A 15,991-nucleotide genomic window follows, 5' to 3' on the forward strand; every position below is an offset into this window, starting at 1 on the left:
CATTGAACGGAGGGTAATATATTTAGCGCATAAGTTTATCTACCACAGCAGGTAGTTATCACCTCGTATATCTAAGCAAAAAGAAAAATATTTAAGTCCCAAGAACAATGTTATAAAAAGGAGTTTTTAACTATGTTTTCAACATATGCCCACCAGACTGTTACAAAAACATTTTATCGCCCCATTGAAGCAGCGATTAGGTGGAGTAATTTATTATCAGTAGAATCTGAGATACTAGAAGAGTTCAATGGATATCCGATTGTTTTTTTACATCGTACATCTCAAACCTGGCCAATCCTTTCATTAAATCAGGAAAGAATTATTGATGGGCTTATTAATGGTGAGTTACGTCACAGCAAACGGGGGATTACGAGTTCCGTAGCTCTGGATTTGGACGATCCTGATTTAACTATCCGGCATATTGATCTGAAAAATTGGATGATATCATACTACCCCAATGAGAAACCTGATTTTTTATTTTCACCACAAGAACAGCTCATCCCCCCTACAATTAATTATAATTTTATTCAGATAATTCTAGCTGAACTTGAAGCAATGAGAATAAAAAACAACAGCCTTGAAAATCAAAATAAAAATATAACAAACGATTATCAGTCACTACAAGAAAACTATAAATCAGCAATAAAAAACCATGTAAATCCCATTTTAGGTGAAAGGAGTGAAAGCACCTATTTAACAATCATCGGGGCTTTAATTAGTTTATACAATCAGCGTTCGCCATCAGGTCAACCCTATACACTATTTCAGTCTCAGGAATCCGTTATTTCAGCCTTAATTGCCCATTATGGAGATAAACGAGGAGTGTCAAAAAGTACGCTTGAAAGTAAATTTGCTCAAGCCAAGCGCCAACTCAATAATACGTAACCCCTAACCCCAGCTAGTGCAGAACTTACCCCATTCAGGGTGAATATTGTGGCGTTTTTTTCCATAGTAGATTTCCGCGTCATTCTATTATGTCTGAGGGATAATCTACTATTATGCATAAACAGGATCGTTTTTTTGCATTACCACATTTTTCACCATCTCGAATCCAACTCGCTTTATTACACGATAGAATATCGTTCCAGTTACTCTCTAGACTTAGCAAATATCTCTTTCTCATCACACTGTTGGCGATGGCATCTCTTAACAAGAGCATGGCTCTAACGCCCGCAGAAACGCGACATTTGGTGGATAGAACCGGATTCGGCACAACTCAGCAGGATATTGAACGTTTCAAAAACATGACACGGGAACAAGCCGTGGATTATCTGCTAGGTACACTTGATACCCCTTTTTACACTCGTCCTCCAGCATTCATATCGGAACCTTATCCTAATTATCGGGAAGAAGGTTGGACTGAGCAGAAAATGATCTTCTTTCGCTTCAATGAGATTAACCAATTACAGGCATGGTGGTTGCAAGAAATGATTCTTACGCCGACACCATTCGCCGAACGACTCACCTTGTTTTGGCATAACCATTTTGTCTCCCGGTTTGACAATACGCTCATTACCGCCCCTTTTTTCGATCAACTTACGCTATTTCGGCAAGCTGGAAGCCAGAGTTTTAGATTACTGACGCGGAAAATTTTGCAAGACCCCATGATGCTAAGTGGGCTAGACAACATCTCCAACACCCGCGATCACCCTAACGAGAATCTAGCCAGAGAATTGATGGAACTTTTCACGCTGGGAGATGGTAATTACAGTGAGAATGACGTCAAACAGGTTTCTCGTATTCTGGCGGGACATACTGTGAACGCCACACAACAATGGCGTTATCAATTCAATGCAAGTGCAGCGGTACCCGGCGAGAAAATCGTATTAGGTAAAAGCATTCAGGGAACTCCCGACGAGGAGCTCGATCAGCTTGTCGATGTTTTATTGTCGCAGCCCCAAACCGCCACTCGTTTAGCGAAGAAATTCTACCGAGCCTTTATTTCGCTGGACGACAATCCACAAACGATTGCGACGTTAGCTCAGTTGCTACGCGATAATGACTACGCTATGAAGCCTTTTCTGCGGGAATTACTACTCAGTCCCGCTTTTTGGCATGAGAAAAATCGCGGGGCACTGGTGAAATCGCCATTGGACCTGGTTGTTGGTTTTTCCCGCTCTTTTTCACTGGTTCTGCCAGAACAACAGATTCTGCTGGATTACCTTCAAACACTGGGGCAAACCCCGTTTATGGCTCCTTCCGTAGCCGGATGGGAGGGTGGAATCACATGGCTTGATGGTAAAACCTTGGTCGATCGCTCCAGAATATTACACCGCCTATGGTTGGCGCGTGAAACCCCTCCACCGCCGACAGATAAAGGGCTACTTATCCGTTTCGCCTCAGAAAGTCGTGGGTTGCCAACTCGCTTTATCGTCACCGTTAACGGCAAGCCCCTTGCGCGGATTACTGCAACACTGGGAGCGGACACTCGACAAGAACAAGCCTCCAATGAATCCGGTAATCTCAAGCCCATGTGGGAAACCGTTGCCATTCCCAATGTGCCCGATGTACTGGAAAACGTCACAATCACAATGGATGCCGACGAACCTGGCACTAACCTGTTTGTTAATTGGATTGCCTTTAACGGCTACCGTTTTTCGCCGAATACGGCTAAATGGGTTCTGCCTGAAGGGTCTCTCTGCCGCCCTGATTCACCGTTGGGAGCGTTTTACTGTAACTTGAGCCTGTCTTTTGACCTCCGTTCCTCACTCAATACAGAAGATGCGACGTTGGCAGACAGGAACTCACCGCTCAATGCGAACATCGAATATGGTACGGCTCGACTGCAACCACGGCTTGCTAATTCAGAGACATTATCATTGCCCCTTGCCTCACCGAACTACACCGCTGAGTGGTATCACTCGTTGCTAGCGACCACGCCTTTCAGGCAAGCCACGAATCAGGATTTCGATGCTGCGGCCTTCAAGGCACTCACTCTCGACCCTGCATTCAACCTGAAATAGATAAGGATCTCACTGATGACTTTACCATTTATACCACTACGGCGTTCGCTTCTCCGTGGCCTTGCCGCCGGTGCATTAACCTCAATGTTACCCCTACGTGGATTAGCGGGGAATACGCTCCCCGCTAATAAGAACTTAATCATCGTCGAATTATCCGGCGGTAACGATGCATTAAATACCTTAGTTCCCTATCGTGACCCACTGTATCGCCATTATCGACCAACACTGGCGTTAAACACGAACGAATATGCGCCATTGAACGATGACCTTGCATTTAATATTGCCTGGAAAAGGCTTGTGGATATCTTTCAAAAGGGAGAAATCGCCGTTGTGCAGGATGTGGGCTATCCTTCTCCCAACCTGTCTCATTTCAGTTCGGCTGCGATCTGGGCTAATGGTGCTGATACCCCAACGCTAAAATCCGGATGGGCGGGCCGTGTTTTGAATACGTACTCGCTTCAGGAGCGGCATCACGATGCCGATGGTATCATTCTCTCTGGCGATCAATCTTTACTCATCCACCCCGCAACGCAGGCATTGGCACTCCAGGACAGCCGTGCCTTATTGAACGCAGAACTTTCCACACTCACTGCCCTTAAAAATGACAAGGATAACCCTGCTGCTCGACATATTTTCCAGTTGATGGAAAACACCAGCATGATAAGTCGCCGAATTCAAAGCAAACTACTTGGGCAAAATCGCTTTACCCGATGGTTTACACAGAATGGCTATATTGAGCCACAAAATGCACAAGCAGCCACCGCACTCTGGTTAATAGAAAACAACGTCCGTTCACCGCTATACAAGATCAGTTTATCTGGCTTCGATTTACATACTAATTTACGCGGTGAACATGAACGTCTACTCAGCAAAGTAGAAACCTTATTGCTTGGATTGCGTCGGGGACTCATCGAGATAGGCGCGTGGCAAGATAGTCTGATCATGGTGCATTCGGAATTCGGTCGTCGCCCACAGGAAAATGCATCAGGCGGGGCCGATCACGGCACGTGCGGACCGGTCCTGCTGTTAGGTGGTCACGTCGAAGGCGGTATCTGGGGCGGGCGAAGCCCTCTCGATAAATTAGATAACGACGGTAACCCTTATTTTTCAACCGATTTCCGCTCGATATACACAACCGTGGCTGAACGCTTTTGGAAACTTCCAGCCATTCATGCTGGGGGAGCATCGTTCTCTCCTCTGAATATTCAACTCTAGTCAACCACATTATTTCACAGGACGCGATTTTTATGGAAATGATAGGGATACCCGCTCACCGCCCCATGAATACCGATATCACACGCAGGCAAACGCTCTCGGCGATCCGGCAAGGCTGCCGTGATAATCTCGTTATAGATGGAGATCTTCCCAGTACCCAGGCGGACATTCTGGTTTGCCTCACGCTCTATAACGAACCAGCGTCCATGCTCGCTGATACGCTAGCTGGCCTGATACGCAACCAGCAACAGTTGGCAGCGACATTTACCCATTGTCCGCCAAAAGTCATGATTTGCATGATGCTTGACGGCACGGACTCTGCACACCCTTCAACCGTTTCACTTTTAGAAAAACTGGATCTTACCCCACGATCTGCGGCAACGCCCGTTCACGGACAAAACTCGCTGACGCTTCAGGTAAGTAACCTCCCCGCCTCGCAAATTCTGCACTGTTGCGATCAACCGTCTACAGGGGAATATCCAGACCAGTCAATCAGCCTGCTGCTCGCCAACAAACAGCATAATGCCGGAAAACTGGATAGCCACGCGTGGTTTTTTTGGGGCGTTGGTAGCGTCATTAAGACTGAATTTGTACTGCAAATTGATACCGGTTCTGTTACGGAATCAGCATGTCTGATGCACCTTTTACAACACATGTGGCAGGAGCCGCACTGTGCAGCCGTCGCCACACGCATTATGCTGCCAACGCCGACCAACTATAACCCGGTACAAAACTGGCAATACGCTGATTTTATATGGGAAAAAGTCAGCGATTGGGCAATGGGTAATGCACTGCACTACTTAGAGGTGGTTCCCGGACAATGCAGCATGATTCGCTGGCATCAGTTTTGTGAAAATCATGGGCACCCCCAAGCCCCGGTTGACATTTACCTACGCGGATTAGTGCCAAACACCCTGTTAGAACATAATATTTTTCTGGCAGAGGATCGGGTTATGGGGCTCGAATTGGTCAGACATCACCACGGCAGCGCCGTGCGCTATGAGCAGGATGCCGTGGTACGCACAGATACCGTCCCCACGCTGGCAGAACTCCTGCGCCAACGTCGACGCTGGATTAACAGCACCACCGCGGCGCGTTTACATTCGCTCTCCCAACTACCTGCCGTACTAAGACAGCCGATGCTTTCTCCTCTGCGACGCGGAAAGATTGCTCTTGCTGTACTGTGGGGTTTTTTACAACTAATCACCCAATTTATTATGCCGGCGCTTACCGCAATATTGTTGGCCACAGGTGTTACACATCTCGTCAACATGCTTCAACCCACCACGCCTTCTTCTTATATCACAACAGTGGGGCTCGGTCTGGCGCTGCTTTTTCTGTCGCTATGGGGTGGCATCCTCTTGATTAACCGCACCTTGCCCCTGAATGTAAAAACGAGTGTATCCTATCATTGTGTTGCTATGTCGTTGCTGGGTGGGGTCATGGGCTGCACATTCCTGTTAGCGTTCGTGAGTATGACAGTACAGAACCTGCTCATTATGGGGGCAACGCTATTACTGATCTGTATTTCTATTAGCCTGCATTCATTTGGTTATTTAAGGCAGTTTATGCGGTGGGGCTGCTTTTACCTCGTCCTGCTGCCGATTTTCAATCTCTATCTGGCCACCTATGCCATTGCGAATACCAACGATGTCAGTTGGGGAACTAAAGGATTAACCACACATCAAGTTGGGGAGACAACACGAAAACGCTGGTCAAAGAGTCGCGATATGCTGCTAGCCATCTGGATTGTTAGCTCGCTGGCCATCGCCCTGCTATTTTTACTAAAGATTTCTCCAGCACAATGGCTGCCCATCAGCCACTATATTGCGGCATTTTTCTTTCTCCGTACCATGCTATCGGCTTCAGTCAGTATTGGTAGCAGCATCACCAAACACCGGCGTATTCAGCGCAAAAAGATCAAGGCATCCATCGCGTACTGAATAAATTCTATTTAGGCAATTAATGGGGGATTAATCACAACTCAAAAATATTTTTTCTTAATGACAGAATATCGCTGGAATTATTCCCTGATATCTATTTAAACTCAATACCGTTATTAGAGACTATCCTTTCCTATTTTAATTTTCAGGCGCGTTATTCAATAATAACGCCTTAGGGCCTATTTCAGTAGGTGTTTATTGGCATAGCCCGTTTGGGCTCGGGCAGCGCAGAAAAACCGAAGCGTATACATAGTACGTGAAGATTTTGAGCGCTGCCCAGGCCCAAAATGGCAAGTAAAATAGTCCTAATGGGATAGGTTCTTATTCTGCAACTTGACGTATGACGGATATATTCTAATGGATAGGGATTTCAATATAAGGGAATCGGTATGGATACGTCGCACTTCTTTGCCCTGTCTGGGAAAACCGCACTCATCACCGGAGGATCGCGTGGATTAGGGCTGCAAATTGCTGAAGCACTGGGTGCACAAGGGGCGCATATTATTCTTTCAGCGCGTCACACTGATGAATTACAGACCGCGCAGTCACACCTATCCTCACTGGGTATTCGTGCCGACTGGATTGTCGCCGACAATGCGCAAGATCGCGATATTGAACGCCTCGCAGAGGAAGCCATCGCCAAGACAGGCCAGATAGATATTCTCGTCAACAATGCCGGTACGGCATTTGGCTCCCCGGCGGAAGACCATGCGATGGCTGACTGGGATCGCGTCATGAACCTGAATATCCGCAGCCTGTTTTTATTAACGCAGAAAATCGGCAAATGCAGCATGATCCCCCGTCGCTATGGAAAAATTATCAATGTGGCGTCACTTGCAGGCTTGCAAGGCAATCTGCCCGGTTGGCTGGAAGGTATCGCTTACAGCACCAGCAAAGGTGCCGTGGTGAACTTTACCCGGGCATTAGCAGGCGAATGGGGAGAATTTAATATCACCGTTAATGCGCTCGCCCCTGGTTTTTTCCCCTCCAACATGACGCAGAACTTGTTGAATCGACTTGGTGTTGATGCACTGGCGCAAAAGTCCCCGCTGCGACGTATTGGTGATGATCAAGACTTAAAAGGCGCAGCAATCCTCTTTGCCTCCGACGCCAGTAAATATATTACGGGCCAAATCCTTTCCATCGACGGAGGCATGAGCGCCATATAAATACCGCTCACATCATTATTAATGGAGCTCATGGAGGAGGCGCGTAAATATAGCCAATAGGCATGCAACTTAAAGTATGGCAGGTATCTACGGAGTTTTTCAGTCGAGCTAATTACAGGAGTAATAGCGATGAAAAGTTGCTTTGATGGATGGTCACCACAAGTCATTGATAGTGAAGATAAGGCAGCGGTTATTGCGCATATCGAAAAATATCGGTTTGCCATCGTTACCCACGAATGGAAATACGATGATTCCGACTTCAAAAAAATGTCGGCGCTTTATTCGCTGGGGGACATTTATCAGTCTGACTTTAACCGTCAGGAACATAAAGAGGGCGTATCCACATCCGGGGTAAATCAGATTGGCGGGCTTACACGCGGCACGCATGTCGTTTTCAATAGTACCTCACACCTTTCCCTTCATACCGATGGTTCTTATATCCCGATCGGAAGCATAAAAACATCGATTCTGCTTTGTAAGCAGCATGCGAGCCAGGGCGGCGGAACCGTTCTGTTCGATAGCGTCTCCGCCTTTCAGCAGCTTCAGGCCGAACACCCTGATTTAGCGAATATTCTGCTTGAAGAACAAATTTTCAGACGCCGTTCAACCGGGACACAGTCCGGGAAACAGTACGCCCATATCGGTCCGGTTTTTCGTCCCGATCGGGACGGCGGATTTATTGGTGGCTTTACGCTAGATATGACTGCCGACTGGGATTATTCACGCCGTATCCATCCGCGCGTGATTGAGGCCGTCGAATACCTGTCACAACTGGCTGCCGAAGGTAGCCACTATCACCTGACATTCCCTCTTTATCGAGGGCAGGCCTTGATCATGCGTAACGATAAAATCTCTCACGGGCGGCATGCCTACACGGACGATCCCGCCAACCCAAGAACACTGCTGCGAGGCATGTTCACCCGCGCCCCCACTCTGATCGCATAATCTAAGGAGAGAGAATGACCGATCGTTCAATGACAGAATCCGCGTTAGCGGTGCGTTGGGATGGCTGGCTAACCTGCCCGCAAGAGCACCTTCACGCCCGGATGCGGGATGAGTTAACCGAGATGTCGCTAGGTGAGAAAACACTGGCGCCGATGCTGGCATTCGTTCATGAATACCGACTCAACGGCGTAAACTGGCGGGCTCAGGGCATACGCGGAGACGAAATTCAGGTGTCGCTACAGGATCTTCAACACGACGCTCCACCCTACTTTGCGCTGTTTTGCGAGAAAATCGCCCTTGCCGAAAAATACAAATGGGTCGGCGGCAGCGTGGATGCGGACATTCTGGCCGCACAAACCCGCTATCAGAAATTTGCCATCGTCTCGACGCCCAGAGCGGGCACTCACCTGCTTCGCACGCTGTTAGGTTCCCACCCGAATATTGAAATGCACGGTGAAGCCTTCAACCGCTTTGGTCAGCATTTGCTGCCCTATTCCGTTAAAGACACCACGCTGGAGACGATTCTGCATCGCCACCTGTTCAGACCCTATTTTGAATACGTCGAAGCGGTCGGTTTCGTGCTGTTTCGGGATCTTGATAGCCACTGGGGCGATGCCTCCATCTGGCCCGCCTTGCAGGCGATCCCCGATCTGAAACTGATCCTGTTGGAAAGAAAAAGCCGGCTACAGCAATTTGTGTCGTTGAAGAAAAGCCTGCGCGATCGCATCTGGTACGTTGGCAAGCAGGATAGCCGCCCGCTTTCGCACGAAAAAATGACAGTGCCTGTCGATGAATTAACGGAATTCATTGATAACAATCTGGAGAACCAGACCGCGTTTTATCAGGCTTTTCAGCACCATGACATCCTCACCCTTGACTACGAAGAGGTCACGTCAGCACCCGATTGCGTTACCAACGCGGTGCTGTCTTTTCTGGGGATTTCCAACTTCAGGCTCTGTGCCGGCACAGGGAAAAAAGAGACCCAAACCATTGATTCGATCGTGAGTAACGTTGATGACATCAGAACCACGCTGACAGGGACAAAATATGAATCCTACCTCTAACCCCTACTGGCCGCCTTACACCGCCCTTGCGGAGAAAGATGAACGCCCGCTGATCCACCGTGGCGAAGGGGTTTATCTTTATGATGAACGCGGCCAACGCTACTTTGACGCCATGTCCGGCTGTTATAATCACTGTCTTGGGCACTCTCACCCTGAATTCATTGCCGCCCTGCAACAGCAGTTATCCACACTGATTCACGCCTGCAATATCTATTCAAACACCCAACTCCCCGGCGAACTGGCCGAAAAACTCGCCGCTCAGCTACTCGGTACAGGCCTTTGTAAGACGTTCATCGTTGGGAGCGGTAGCGAAGGCGTTGAAAGTGCACTAAAAATGGCCTGGCAATATCAGGTCAACCGTTCCCGTCCAGCGCGAACGAAAATCGTGGCGATGAACGGCGCGTACCACGGCTGTACCCTCGGCGCGATGATGGCGACAAGACGCCCGTTTATCAACGAGGGCATTTTACCGACTCTGCTCGCCAGCAATACGATCACGATGCCTCCACCTGAACACCTCAGCGATATCCGTGACTGGGAAACGCTGCTGGCAGAACAGGAATCGACTATCGCCGCCGTCATTATTGAACCGATTATGGCAATGGAAGGCACCCGACTGCTGCCTGAGGGCTTCCTGCAACAGCTCTCGCTGTTGACAAAAAAGCACGACATTCCGCTGATCTGTGACGAAGTCTACTGTGGCGTTGGCCGCGCGGGAACGTTCTGTGAATCAGTCTCACAAGGCGCACAGCCTGATATTGTCATTTTCAGCAAATGTCTGGGCAGTGGTGTACCTATCACCGCCGTGCTTGCAACGGAGGCGATTACCGACAGCTTCAAAGGGCAAATGCCGCCGTTTTTCCGCCACGGCCACACGCAGTCCGGCAACCTGCTGGGCTGCCGCGCGGCGCTGTTTGTCATGGATTATCTGGATGCACATCACCTCTACGATGAAGTCACAGCAAAAGGAAGGATGCTCCTTCAACTCGCCAAACAATACCTCCCGCCAACCGAGGGGCTGATCAGCGTGCAAGGCAAAGGGCTGATGCTATCGATGACGTTTTCGTCCCTCGAACAGTGTGGTCGCGCTCAGGCGGCGATACGCCAGCATGGCGTCATCGTTGGTGCCGCAGGTCCGTACTTAAAACTGGCACCGGCTTTCACGATTTCCGCCAATGAAACAGAGGAACTGATTCAACGCATGTCTACCGCACTAGGAAGCCTGTAATGGACGTAAACCGCCGCTATCCGTCAGGTGTGATTAACACCCATCAGAGGTAATTGATATTCATCAGTGGTCATTGACGACAGGGAGTGAAAAGATGTCTAACTATTTTGATCTTGAACGCCTCATCCACGGCAAGCGACATGAAACCCCATTCCAGTGGGGAGAATTAACCCAGATATGGCGTAATAGTAATATCGCGTCAACGCTTGCTCACGAGTTCCCGACCGACGGGTTTAACTATCGTGAACGTAACGGCGGTTACTTCTATCGCCGTACCCTGATTCCTTTAGCCTCCGGCAAAGTAAGCGACACCACAACGCTGTCCGACGCCTGGCAGGGACTGTGCAGCGAACTGGTTTCTGACACCTTTACTGCCGCCCTGTCCGCCTTCTGCGGGGCCGACCTTTCCGCATTCAAAATGGAAGCCGTAGCCTTTCGCGGCGGTAGGGACACGCACTACCTCCCCCATGTCGACGCGTCGCTGACACGCGGATTCCGTCTGATTATCTATTTTAACGCCGAATGGGAAGAAAGCTGGGGCGGTGCCTTTCAGATTCTCAACCCAGAAAACCATGCTGACGTCTGCCATTCCGTCCTCCCGATCATGGGCAACGCCAGCGTCATCATCCGCAACGGGTATTATGAAACCTGGCATGCGGTCGTGCCGTTAACTGGCGTTTCCGTCAAAACACGCAATGCGCTGAATATCACCTATTACGAACCCGGCACGATGAGTACGGCGCAGTGAAGAAGCTCATTTTTCTCTACGGGCCGCCAGCGGTGGGGAAACTCACGGTCGGTCGGCTGCTGGCGGAGAAGATGGGAGCAACGCTCTTTCATAATCATCTGACGTATGATTTAGCGATCGCGGTGCTCCCACCTGACAGTGCATATAGCACACTCAGGCGCTTCGCCTGTGAGCTAAGGATCTATGCCATCTCGCTGTTTTTTGCAGAGGATGAGCGCGACCTGATCACGACCTTCTGCTATGAGGGAAGCAAAGACGACGGGTACATTGAGGCGATAAAAGCGCGCTGCGCGGAACATGGCGTTACGCCATTTTTCGTCCAACTCTGTAGCGACGAAGCGCACCTTTTAAATCGAGTGGAAAACGCTGACCGGCACCAGTTCGGTAAGGTAAATTCGCAGGATAAGCTCAAAGCCATTCTGAGGAATTACGACTACGCCGACACGATCGAGGCTGCCCATCATCGGTCGCTGCACACCTCTGCGCTGGCACCTCACGAAGCCGCAGAACAGCTAATCGAGTGGTTTTCTTCGTATTGAAGCGACAAAAAGCCCGTTGCCCCTGTTCAGGGGCAACGGATATAGCACTAGTCTCGTATTTTGCGGTACACCCACAGCACGACAATCGCGCCGACAATCGCCACCACAAAACTGCCGAAGTTAAAGCCATCGACCCGGCCGAATCCAAAGAAAACGCTGATATACCCCCCCACGACCGCACCGACAATCCCGAGCAACACCGTCAGGATAAAGCCGCCGCCGTCTTTACCGGGCATAATCCACTTAGCCAGAATCCCCGCAATCAAGCCAAAAATAATCCAGGACAGAATACCCATACCTACTCCTCGCGTTTTCGTTTCACCACACCCGACGATGCCACTCATCAGCAAATCGGGCAGTTAAGCAAGTATAGGCAAACTTAGGGAAAATAACCTCCTTGTACAGATGTTCCTTAAAATAGAGGTTAATTTAATTAACAAATTTACTGACATGGTTAAACGCATTCATTTTTATCGTCTACTTACGACTTTTTTCTAGAATTAATTCCGCTTCAAATATATCACCTACCTTTATTTTAGACGAGAGTGCATCTGATACTACGATACTTCTCCCTACTAGCTCTGATAAGTCTGGATTTTCTTCCTGAATCAATTCATCGAATGTAGGCCTACGTGATAACTCACCAAGAAAATCGGGATTAATACCTTGTTTCACAATAATTCTATTAATCTTCTCAGAGCCAACAGAAATTTCACGTGGCAAGTCAAAAATACGTTCCTGACCTCTAAATTGACGATTCATTATAGAGATGTATTTATTATTACGTAATTCTTCCTTAGCTCTGTTATCTCTCTCGTTTACCATCTCTTGACGTTCGCGTTCTGCTGTACGGCTTTTATAGTGAACTGAATCAGGGCGATCCCCAAGAGGGGACGCTATCGCCTCAGCAGAAATTTCTAAGCCAGCCATTCGTAGATATTTTGACATCACTCCTCTAGTGGCAGAGTCAAAGGCAAATGGGAGTTGTTTGGTACTGATCTCAATCGGATCTTCAGGCTCAGGATCAACTATTTTCAATTGACTTCCCATCTGGCCCTCAATCCCTATTCTCAACCCACATGCTAAGCGCTGACCAGTATGGCGAGCTGGAAATATAATTGAATTTTTCTGAGCAACACCACCAGTAGCGGGTGGGCCTTTGTTACCTAATTGCTGGTCTCTGTATTCATCGCCTGATTGTGTGCCTTTGCACTCAATAACATGCCAATTACCATTGCTATCACGAGCGACAAAATCAGGCGTTTTATTCGGTCCTCTTTTACTAGTTCGAATTTGTGTTGCACCAGTTGTCGCTGCAAATTTTTTCAGGAAATATCGACCATCAACAATGTGTACTAAAGATAATTTTTCAGATAGCCATAACATGGGAACTCCCATACCAAAATCGTCGCTCAAAATAGTTTTTTGATGGGCATCAAGATCGGAAAAACTACGAGTAAGTCTGATATCATCGTCTCCGGTAAGAGCTGAAAAATATCTAACCCACGCCCAAAACTCACTCAATGAGACTCCCGTGGATGATGTTGGCGTGGTTAGATACCCAATCATCCAAAGCATTGCCGGGATATTTAGGCTATCCTGACTTTTGCCAGCCAGAAAACTTGCTGGAAATGCTGGCATCCCTCTCTTGGGCCATGTTTTTTTATCAATAAGTACATCAAGAAATCGATTCATTTATCTTATTCCGTTAATTATTATCAATCGAAAATTTTTTAATTAATCACCAGATTAATCATACAAATCATAGCATTTATCTTTAGTTAGTCTCATTAAAAAATATCAACACTAACGGAGTCCAGAACACTTTATTAAAATGACATGTCTCATGAGTTAATGTTGAATCTCTTACTTCGCATGCAAATACACCGATGCCCACGATACGCCGAGGTGCTTTTTACCGGACGCCCAGCGGCAAACTGGTTGGCGTAGTTCGCTAAAATATTAGGAAAGTCAGGTGAAGCGACGCGGGCGAGACCCAGAATTCTGAACACTCTCCAGTTCCGTCGCAGGGGCACCCACTTCTCTGCCAGAGAGGTTATTGTGAATGGAAAGTATCGCGTGTTCAGGGTTCTTCAGATCGTGCACAACCACTTCGCAGAATGGCGCGAACGTCTCGCTCAGCCCTTTCGCTATCGCATCTAACTGCGTCAGCAGCAGACCTTCTCCAGATGCCGCCATACGCCTCTCACATTCCCATACTTGCGCAAGCGCGTTTTCTGGCGCTGAGTGTGACCTGCGGACGCAGCGTGACGCTCAGCATCGCCGTTTTTCCCGCTGCATTCACGCCCATCGTTCCTACCGCATCGTCCTGATAATCATCGACGCAGAAACGTTTTTTTGGCCGCGATCGACAGGAACCACAGCATATGACAGCTCGACAGCGGGGCCATCAGCGCTTCTTCAGGATCGACCGCGGCCACTGGTGCAGTCGGCTGTAGCGGTTATCAATAAAATCTTTCCCATTGCGTTGCCAGCAGATTGACGCACGCTATTCAGACATCGTTCAGTTCCTTTTATCATGACGCACGTAGATTTCGCCCGGCGAATGACTTTGTCTCTAACAACTTTGCTTTTAACGACTTTTTTCTAACTATTTGTTTCTAGCTACGTTGTCTCTTTAGGCGCAGTACGCCCAGTGTGGCTCTCCAGCCCGCGCAATAGCGCAGCAAGGTTAGCATCAAGCACCGCCAGAACCTCGGCAGGCAGTACCGAGAGCATCTGACGCTCGTTCTCGATGTGTGCCTCTACGGTGCGATTAATCAGTTCAAGCCCCGTGCCGGTGAGTTGTACCAGCGTACTGCGCGCATCCTGTTCGTTCTGCACGCGTTCGATAAATCCACGCGTTTCAAGGCGCTTGAGTCGGTGAGTCATGGTACCAGACGTCACCATCAACGTGGAGAACAGATCGGTCGGGCTGAGGCAATGCGGCGCACCCGCACGCCGTAGCGTCGCCAGCATATCAAATTCCCAACTGCTCAGGTCAAATCTGGAGAAACAGGATTCCAGACGCTGATCCATGAGCACAGCACAGCGCCGGAGACGTCCAATCGGTCCCATCGGGCTGGCATCCAGATCGGGGCGCTCACGCCGCCACTGATCAAGAATGGCATCTACTGCGTCGTATTCGCGCTTGCGAGTCGAATTTTTCATTTATCTTGACTTCAAGGTAATTGTTCAACACTATCATAGTATCTTGAATTGAAGGTAAAGTCATGAACACGATATCCTCACCACACTATTGGCGCGACGTCCTACTCACGGCGCTGGCTCCCGCGATTTGGGGGTCGACCTACATTGTGACATCCGAACTCCTGCCGCCGGATCGCCCTTTCACCGCGGCGCTTATCCGCGTGCTGCCAGCGGGACTGCTGCTGCTGTTATTCACCCGCCGTTTCCCCGCCCGACGAGACTGGTGGCGCGTGCTTGTGCTCAGCGCCTTAAATATCGGTGTTTTTCAGGCACTGCTGTTTGTCGCCGCTTATCGTTTACCCGGCGGATTGGCGGCGGTACTGGGCGCGATCCAACCGCTGCTGGTCATGGTGTTGATCTGGGCAGTCGATCACCGCGCCCCCAGGCTGGCTACGCTGTGGTCAGCCATAATTGGCGTGGCCGGCATGGCTATCCTGCTGCTGTCGCCGCAGACGACATTTGAACCGATCGGCATCGCCGCCGCACTGCTGGGTGCAGTGTGTATGGCGACTGGCGTCTGGCTGACGCGCCGCTGGCGACTCGATCTGCCAGTGCTGCCGCTTACCGGCTGGCAACTCTTCATCGGCGGATTGATGCTGGCACCCGTCGCGTGGGTAGTCGATGCGCCTCTGCCTGCGTTAACGCTGTCGCAATACGCCGCCTATATCTACCTCTGCCTGGCTGGTGCCGTGATCTCTTATGGGCTGTGGTTTCGTGGCATAACCCGTCTGCCGACAATTGCCGTTGCGTCATTGGGATTACTGAGTCCATTAACTGCCGTCGTGCTGGGTTGGGTGTTGCTTTCACAGTCGATGACCGGCACAGCATTTCTGGGGTTGGCGATCGTGCTGGCGAGCGTCTTCGCCGTGCAATGGACGACCGCGCGAGGTAAGTAATCAACTCTAAGAGCTGCTGATGACGATTGTTGTTGGCGGGGAAAGATGAAAAGGAATACGTTAAAACGGCA

Annotated in this window: 14 protein-coding genes and 1 pseudogene; 11 read left to right on the forward strand and 4 right to left on the reverse strand. The window is 49.4% G+C overall.

Going from position 1 to position 15,991, the window contains the following annotated elements:
- Window positions 1–132 precede the first annotated feature (132 nt).
- From O1Q74_RS10755 to O1Q74_RS10800, 10 genes are all read left to right on the forward strand, one after another.
- Window positions 133–885 carry a hypothetical protein gene (locus O1Q74_RS10755; RefSeq protein WP_271872901.1) on the forward strand — a complete coding sequence of 251 codons (753 nt, stop codon included), beginning with the start codon at window positions 133–135 and terminating at the stop codon, window positions 883–885.
- A gap of 251 nt (window positions 886–1,136) precedes the next feature.
- Complete coding sequence (locus O1Q74_RS10760; protein WP_442953141.1) at window positions 1,137–2,963, forward strand: DUF1800 domain-containing protein; 1,827 nt, start codon at window positions 1,137–1,139, stop codon at window positions 2,961–2,963.
- Window positions 2,964–2,978: 15 nt separating this feature from the next.
- Window positions 2,979–4,178: a DUF1501 domain-containing protein gene (locus tag O1Q74_RS10765; RefSeq protein WP_271872905.1), complete on the forward strand. Its 1,200-nt coding sequence runs from the start codon at window positions 2,979–2,981 to the stop codon at window positions 4,176–4,178.
- A 32-nt stretch (window positions 4,179–4,210) separates the two neighbouring features.
- Window positions 4,211–6,121, forward strand: coding sequence for a glycosyltransferase family 2 protein (locus O1Q74_RS10770; protein ID WP_271872907.1), 1,911 nt, complete (start codon window positions 4,211–4,213; stop codon window positions 6,119–6,121).
- A gap of 389 nt (window positions 6,122–6,510) precedes the next feature.
- The gene (locus O1Q74_RS10775; protein WP_271872909.1) at window positions 6,511–7,290 is read left to right on the forward strand and encodes an SDR family oxidoreductase; all 780 of its coding nucleotides are present in this window, start codon (window positions 6,511–6,513) and stop codon (window positions 7,288–7,290) included.
- 129 nt (window positions 7,291–7,419) lie between these two features.
- On the forward strand, window positions 7,420–8,235 hold the full coding sequence (locus tag O1Q74_RS10780) for a TauD/TfdA family dioxygenase (RefSeq protein ID WP_271872911.1): 816 nt from the start codon (window positions 7,420–7,422) through the stop codon (window positions 8,233–8,235).
- A 14-nt stretch (window positions 8,236–8,249) separates the two neighbouring features.
- Window positions 8,250–9,299, forward strand: a complete 1,050-nt coding sequence (locus tag O1Q74_RS10785; RefSeq protein ID WP_271872913.1) for a sulfotransferase — start codon at window positions 8,250–8,252, stop codon at window positions 9,297–9,299.
- Complete coding sequence (locus O1Q74_RS10790) at window positions 9,283–10,527, forward strand: aminotransferase family protein (protein WP_271872915.1); 1,245 nt, start codon at window positions 9,283–9,285, stop codon at window positions 10,525–10,527. The genes O1Q74_RS10785 and O1Q74_RS10790 overlap by 17 nt, the downstream gene beginning before the upstream one ends.
- Before the next feature lie 94 nt (window positions 10,528–10,621).
- Window positions 10,622–11,275 carry a 2OG-Fe(II) oxygenase gene (locus O1Q74_RS10795; RefSeq protein ID WP_271872917.1) on the forward strand — a complete coding sequence of 218 codons (654 nt, stop codon included), beginning with the start codon at window positions 10,622–10,624 and terminating at the stop codon, window positions 11,273–11,275.
- Window positions 11,272–11,814, forward strand: coding sequence for an AAA family ATPase (locus tag O1Q74_RS10800; protein WP_271872919.1), 543 nt, complete (start codon window positions 11,272–11,274; stop codon window positions 11,812–11,814). Before O1Q74_RS10795 ends, O1Q74_RS10800 begins: the two co-directional genes overlap by 4 nt.
- A gap of 47 nt (window positions 11,815–11,861) precedes the next feature.
- On the opposite strand, the gene O1Q74_RS10805 is transcribed toward O1Q74_RS10800, so the two are convergent.
- The 4 genes and pseudogenes from O1Q74_RS10805 to O1Q74_RS10820 all read right to left on the reverse strand — a co-directional run bounded on the left by O1Q74_RS10805 (window position 11,862) and on the right by O1Q74_RS10820 (window position 14,985).
- Window positions 11,862–12,110 carry a GlsB/YeaQ/YmgE family stress response membrane protein gene (locus O1Q74_RS10805; RefSeq protein WP_005972245.1) on the reverse strand — a complete coding sequence of 83 codons (249 nt, stop codon included), beginning with the start codon at window positions 12,108–12,110 and terminating at the stop codon, window positions 11,862–11,864.
- Between the two features lie 181 nt (window positions 12,111–12,291).
- A complete protein-coding gene (locus O1Q74_RS10810) occupies window positions 12,292–13,509 on the reverse strand; it encodes a hypothetical protein (protein WP_271872930.1) in 1,218 nt (405 codons plus the stop codon).
- Between the two features lie 209 nt (window positions 13,510–13,718).
- Window positions 13,719–14,013 (reverse strand): annotated as a pseudogene (locus O1Q74_RS10815) (PAS domain-containing protein); the annotation flags it as partial.
- Window positions 14,014–14,439: 426 nt separating this feature from the next.
- Window positions 14,440–14,985, reverse strand: a complete 546-nt coding sequence (locus O1Q74_RS10820) for a MarR family winged helix-turn-helix transcriptional regulator (RefSeq protein ID WP_271872933.1) — start codon at window positions 14,983–14,985, stop codon at window positions 14,440–14,442.
- A gap of 62 nt (window positions 14,986–15,047) precedes the next feature.
- On the opposite strand from O1Q74_RS10820, the gene O1Q74_RS10825 reads away from it, so the two are divergent.
- Entirely contained in the window at window positions 15,048–15,920 is an 873-nt protein-coding gene (locus O1Q74_RS10825) for an EamA family transporter (RefSeq protein ID WP_271872936.1), read from the forward strand.
- Window positions 15,921–15,991 lie beyond the last annotated feature (71 nt).

Origin of the sequence: Pectobacterium sp. A5351, assembly GCF_028335745.1 — a bacterium.
In the GTDB taxonomy this organism is placed as follows: domain Bacteria; phylum Pseudomonadota; class Gammaproteobacteria; order Enterobacterales; family Enterobacteriaceae; genus Pectobacterium.

What these genes read in the sequence shown, in the direction of transcription:
- O1Q74_RS10755 (WP_271872901.1), top strand. Translation starts at nt 133, where the DNA reads ATGTTTTCAACATATGCCCACCAGACTGTTACAAAAACATTTTATCGC.
- O1Q74_RS10760 (WP_442953141.1), top strand. Translation starts at nt 1,137, where the DNA reads ATGGCATCTCTTAACAAGAGCATGGCTCTAACGCCCGCAGAAACGCGA.
- O1Q74_RS10765 (WP_271872905.1), top strand. Translation starts at nt 2,979, where the DNA reads ATGACTTTACCATTTATACCACTACGGCGTTCGCTTCTCCGTGGCCTT.
- O1Q74_RS10770 (WP_271872907.1), top strand. Translation starts at nt 4,211, where the DNA reads ATGGAAATGATAGGGATACCCGCTCACCGCCCCATGAATACCGATATC.
- O1Q74_RS10775 (WP_271872909.1), top strand. Translation starts at nt 6,511, where the DNA reads ATGGATACGTCGCACTTCTTTGCCCTGTCTGGGAAAACCGCACTCATC.
- O1Q74_RS10780 (WP_271872911.1), top strand. Translation starts at nt 7,420, where the DNA reads ATGAAAAGTTGCTTTGATGGATGGTCACCACAAGTCATTGATAGTGAA.
- O1Q74_RS10785 (WP_271872913.1), top strand. Translation starts at nt 8,250, where the DNA reads ATGACCGATCGTTCAATGACAGAATCCGCGTTAGCGGTGCGTTGGGAT.
- O1Q74_RS10790 (WP_271872915.1), top strand. Translation starts at nt 9,283, where the DNA reads ATGAATCCTACCTCTAACCCCTACTGGCCGCCTTACACCGCCCTTGCG.
- O1Q74_RS10795 (WP_271872917.1), top strand. Translation starts at nt 10,622, where the DNA reads ATGTCTAACTATTTTGATCTTGAACGCCTCATCCACGGCAAGCGACAT.
- O1Q74_RS10805 (WP_005972245.1), bottom strand. Translation starts at nt 12,110, where the DNA reads ATGGGTATTCTGTCCTGGATTATTTTTGGCTTGATTGCGGGGATTCTG.
- O1Q74_RS10810 (WP_271872930.1), bottom strand. Translation starts at nt 13,509, where the DNA reads ATGAATCGATTTCTTGATGTACTTATTGATAAAAAAACATGGCCCAAG.
- O1Q74_RS10820 (WP_271872933.1), bottom strand. Translation starts at nt 14,985, where the DNA reads ATGAAAAATTCGACTCGCAAGCGCGAATACGACGCAGTAGATGCCATT.
- O1Q74_RS10825 (WP_271872936.1), top strand. Translation starts at nt 15,048, where the DNA reads ATGAACACGATATCCTCACCACACTATTGGCGCGACGTCCTACTCACG.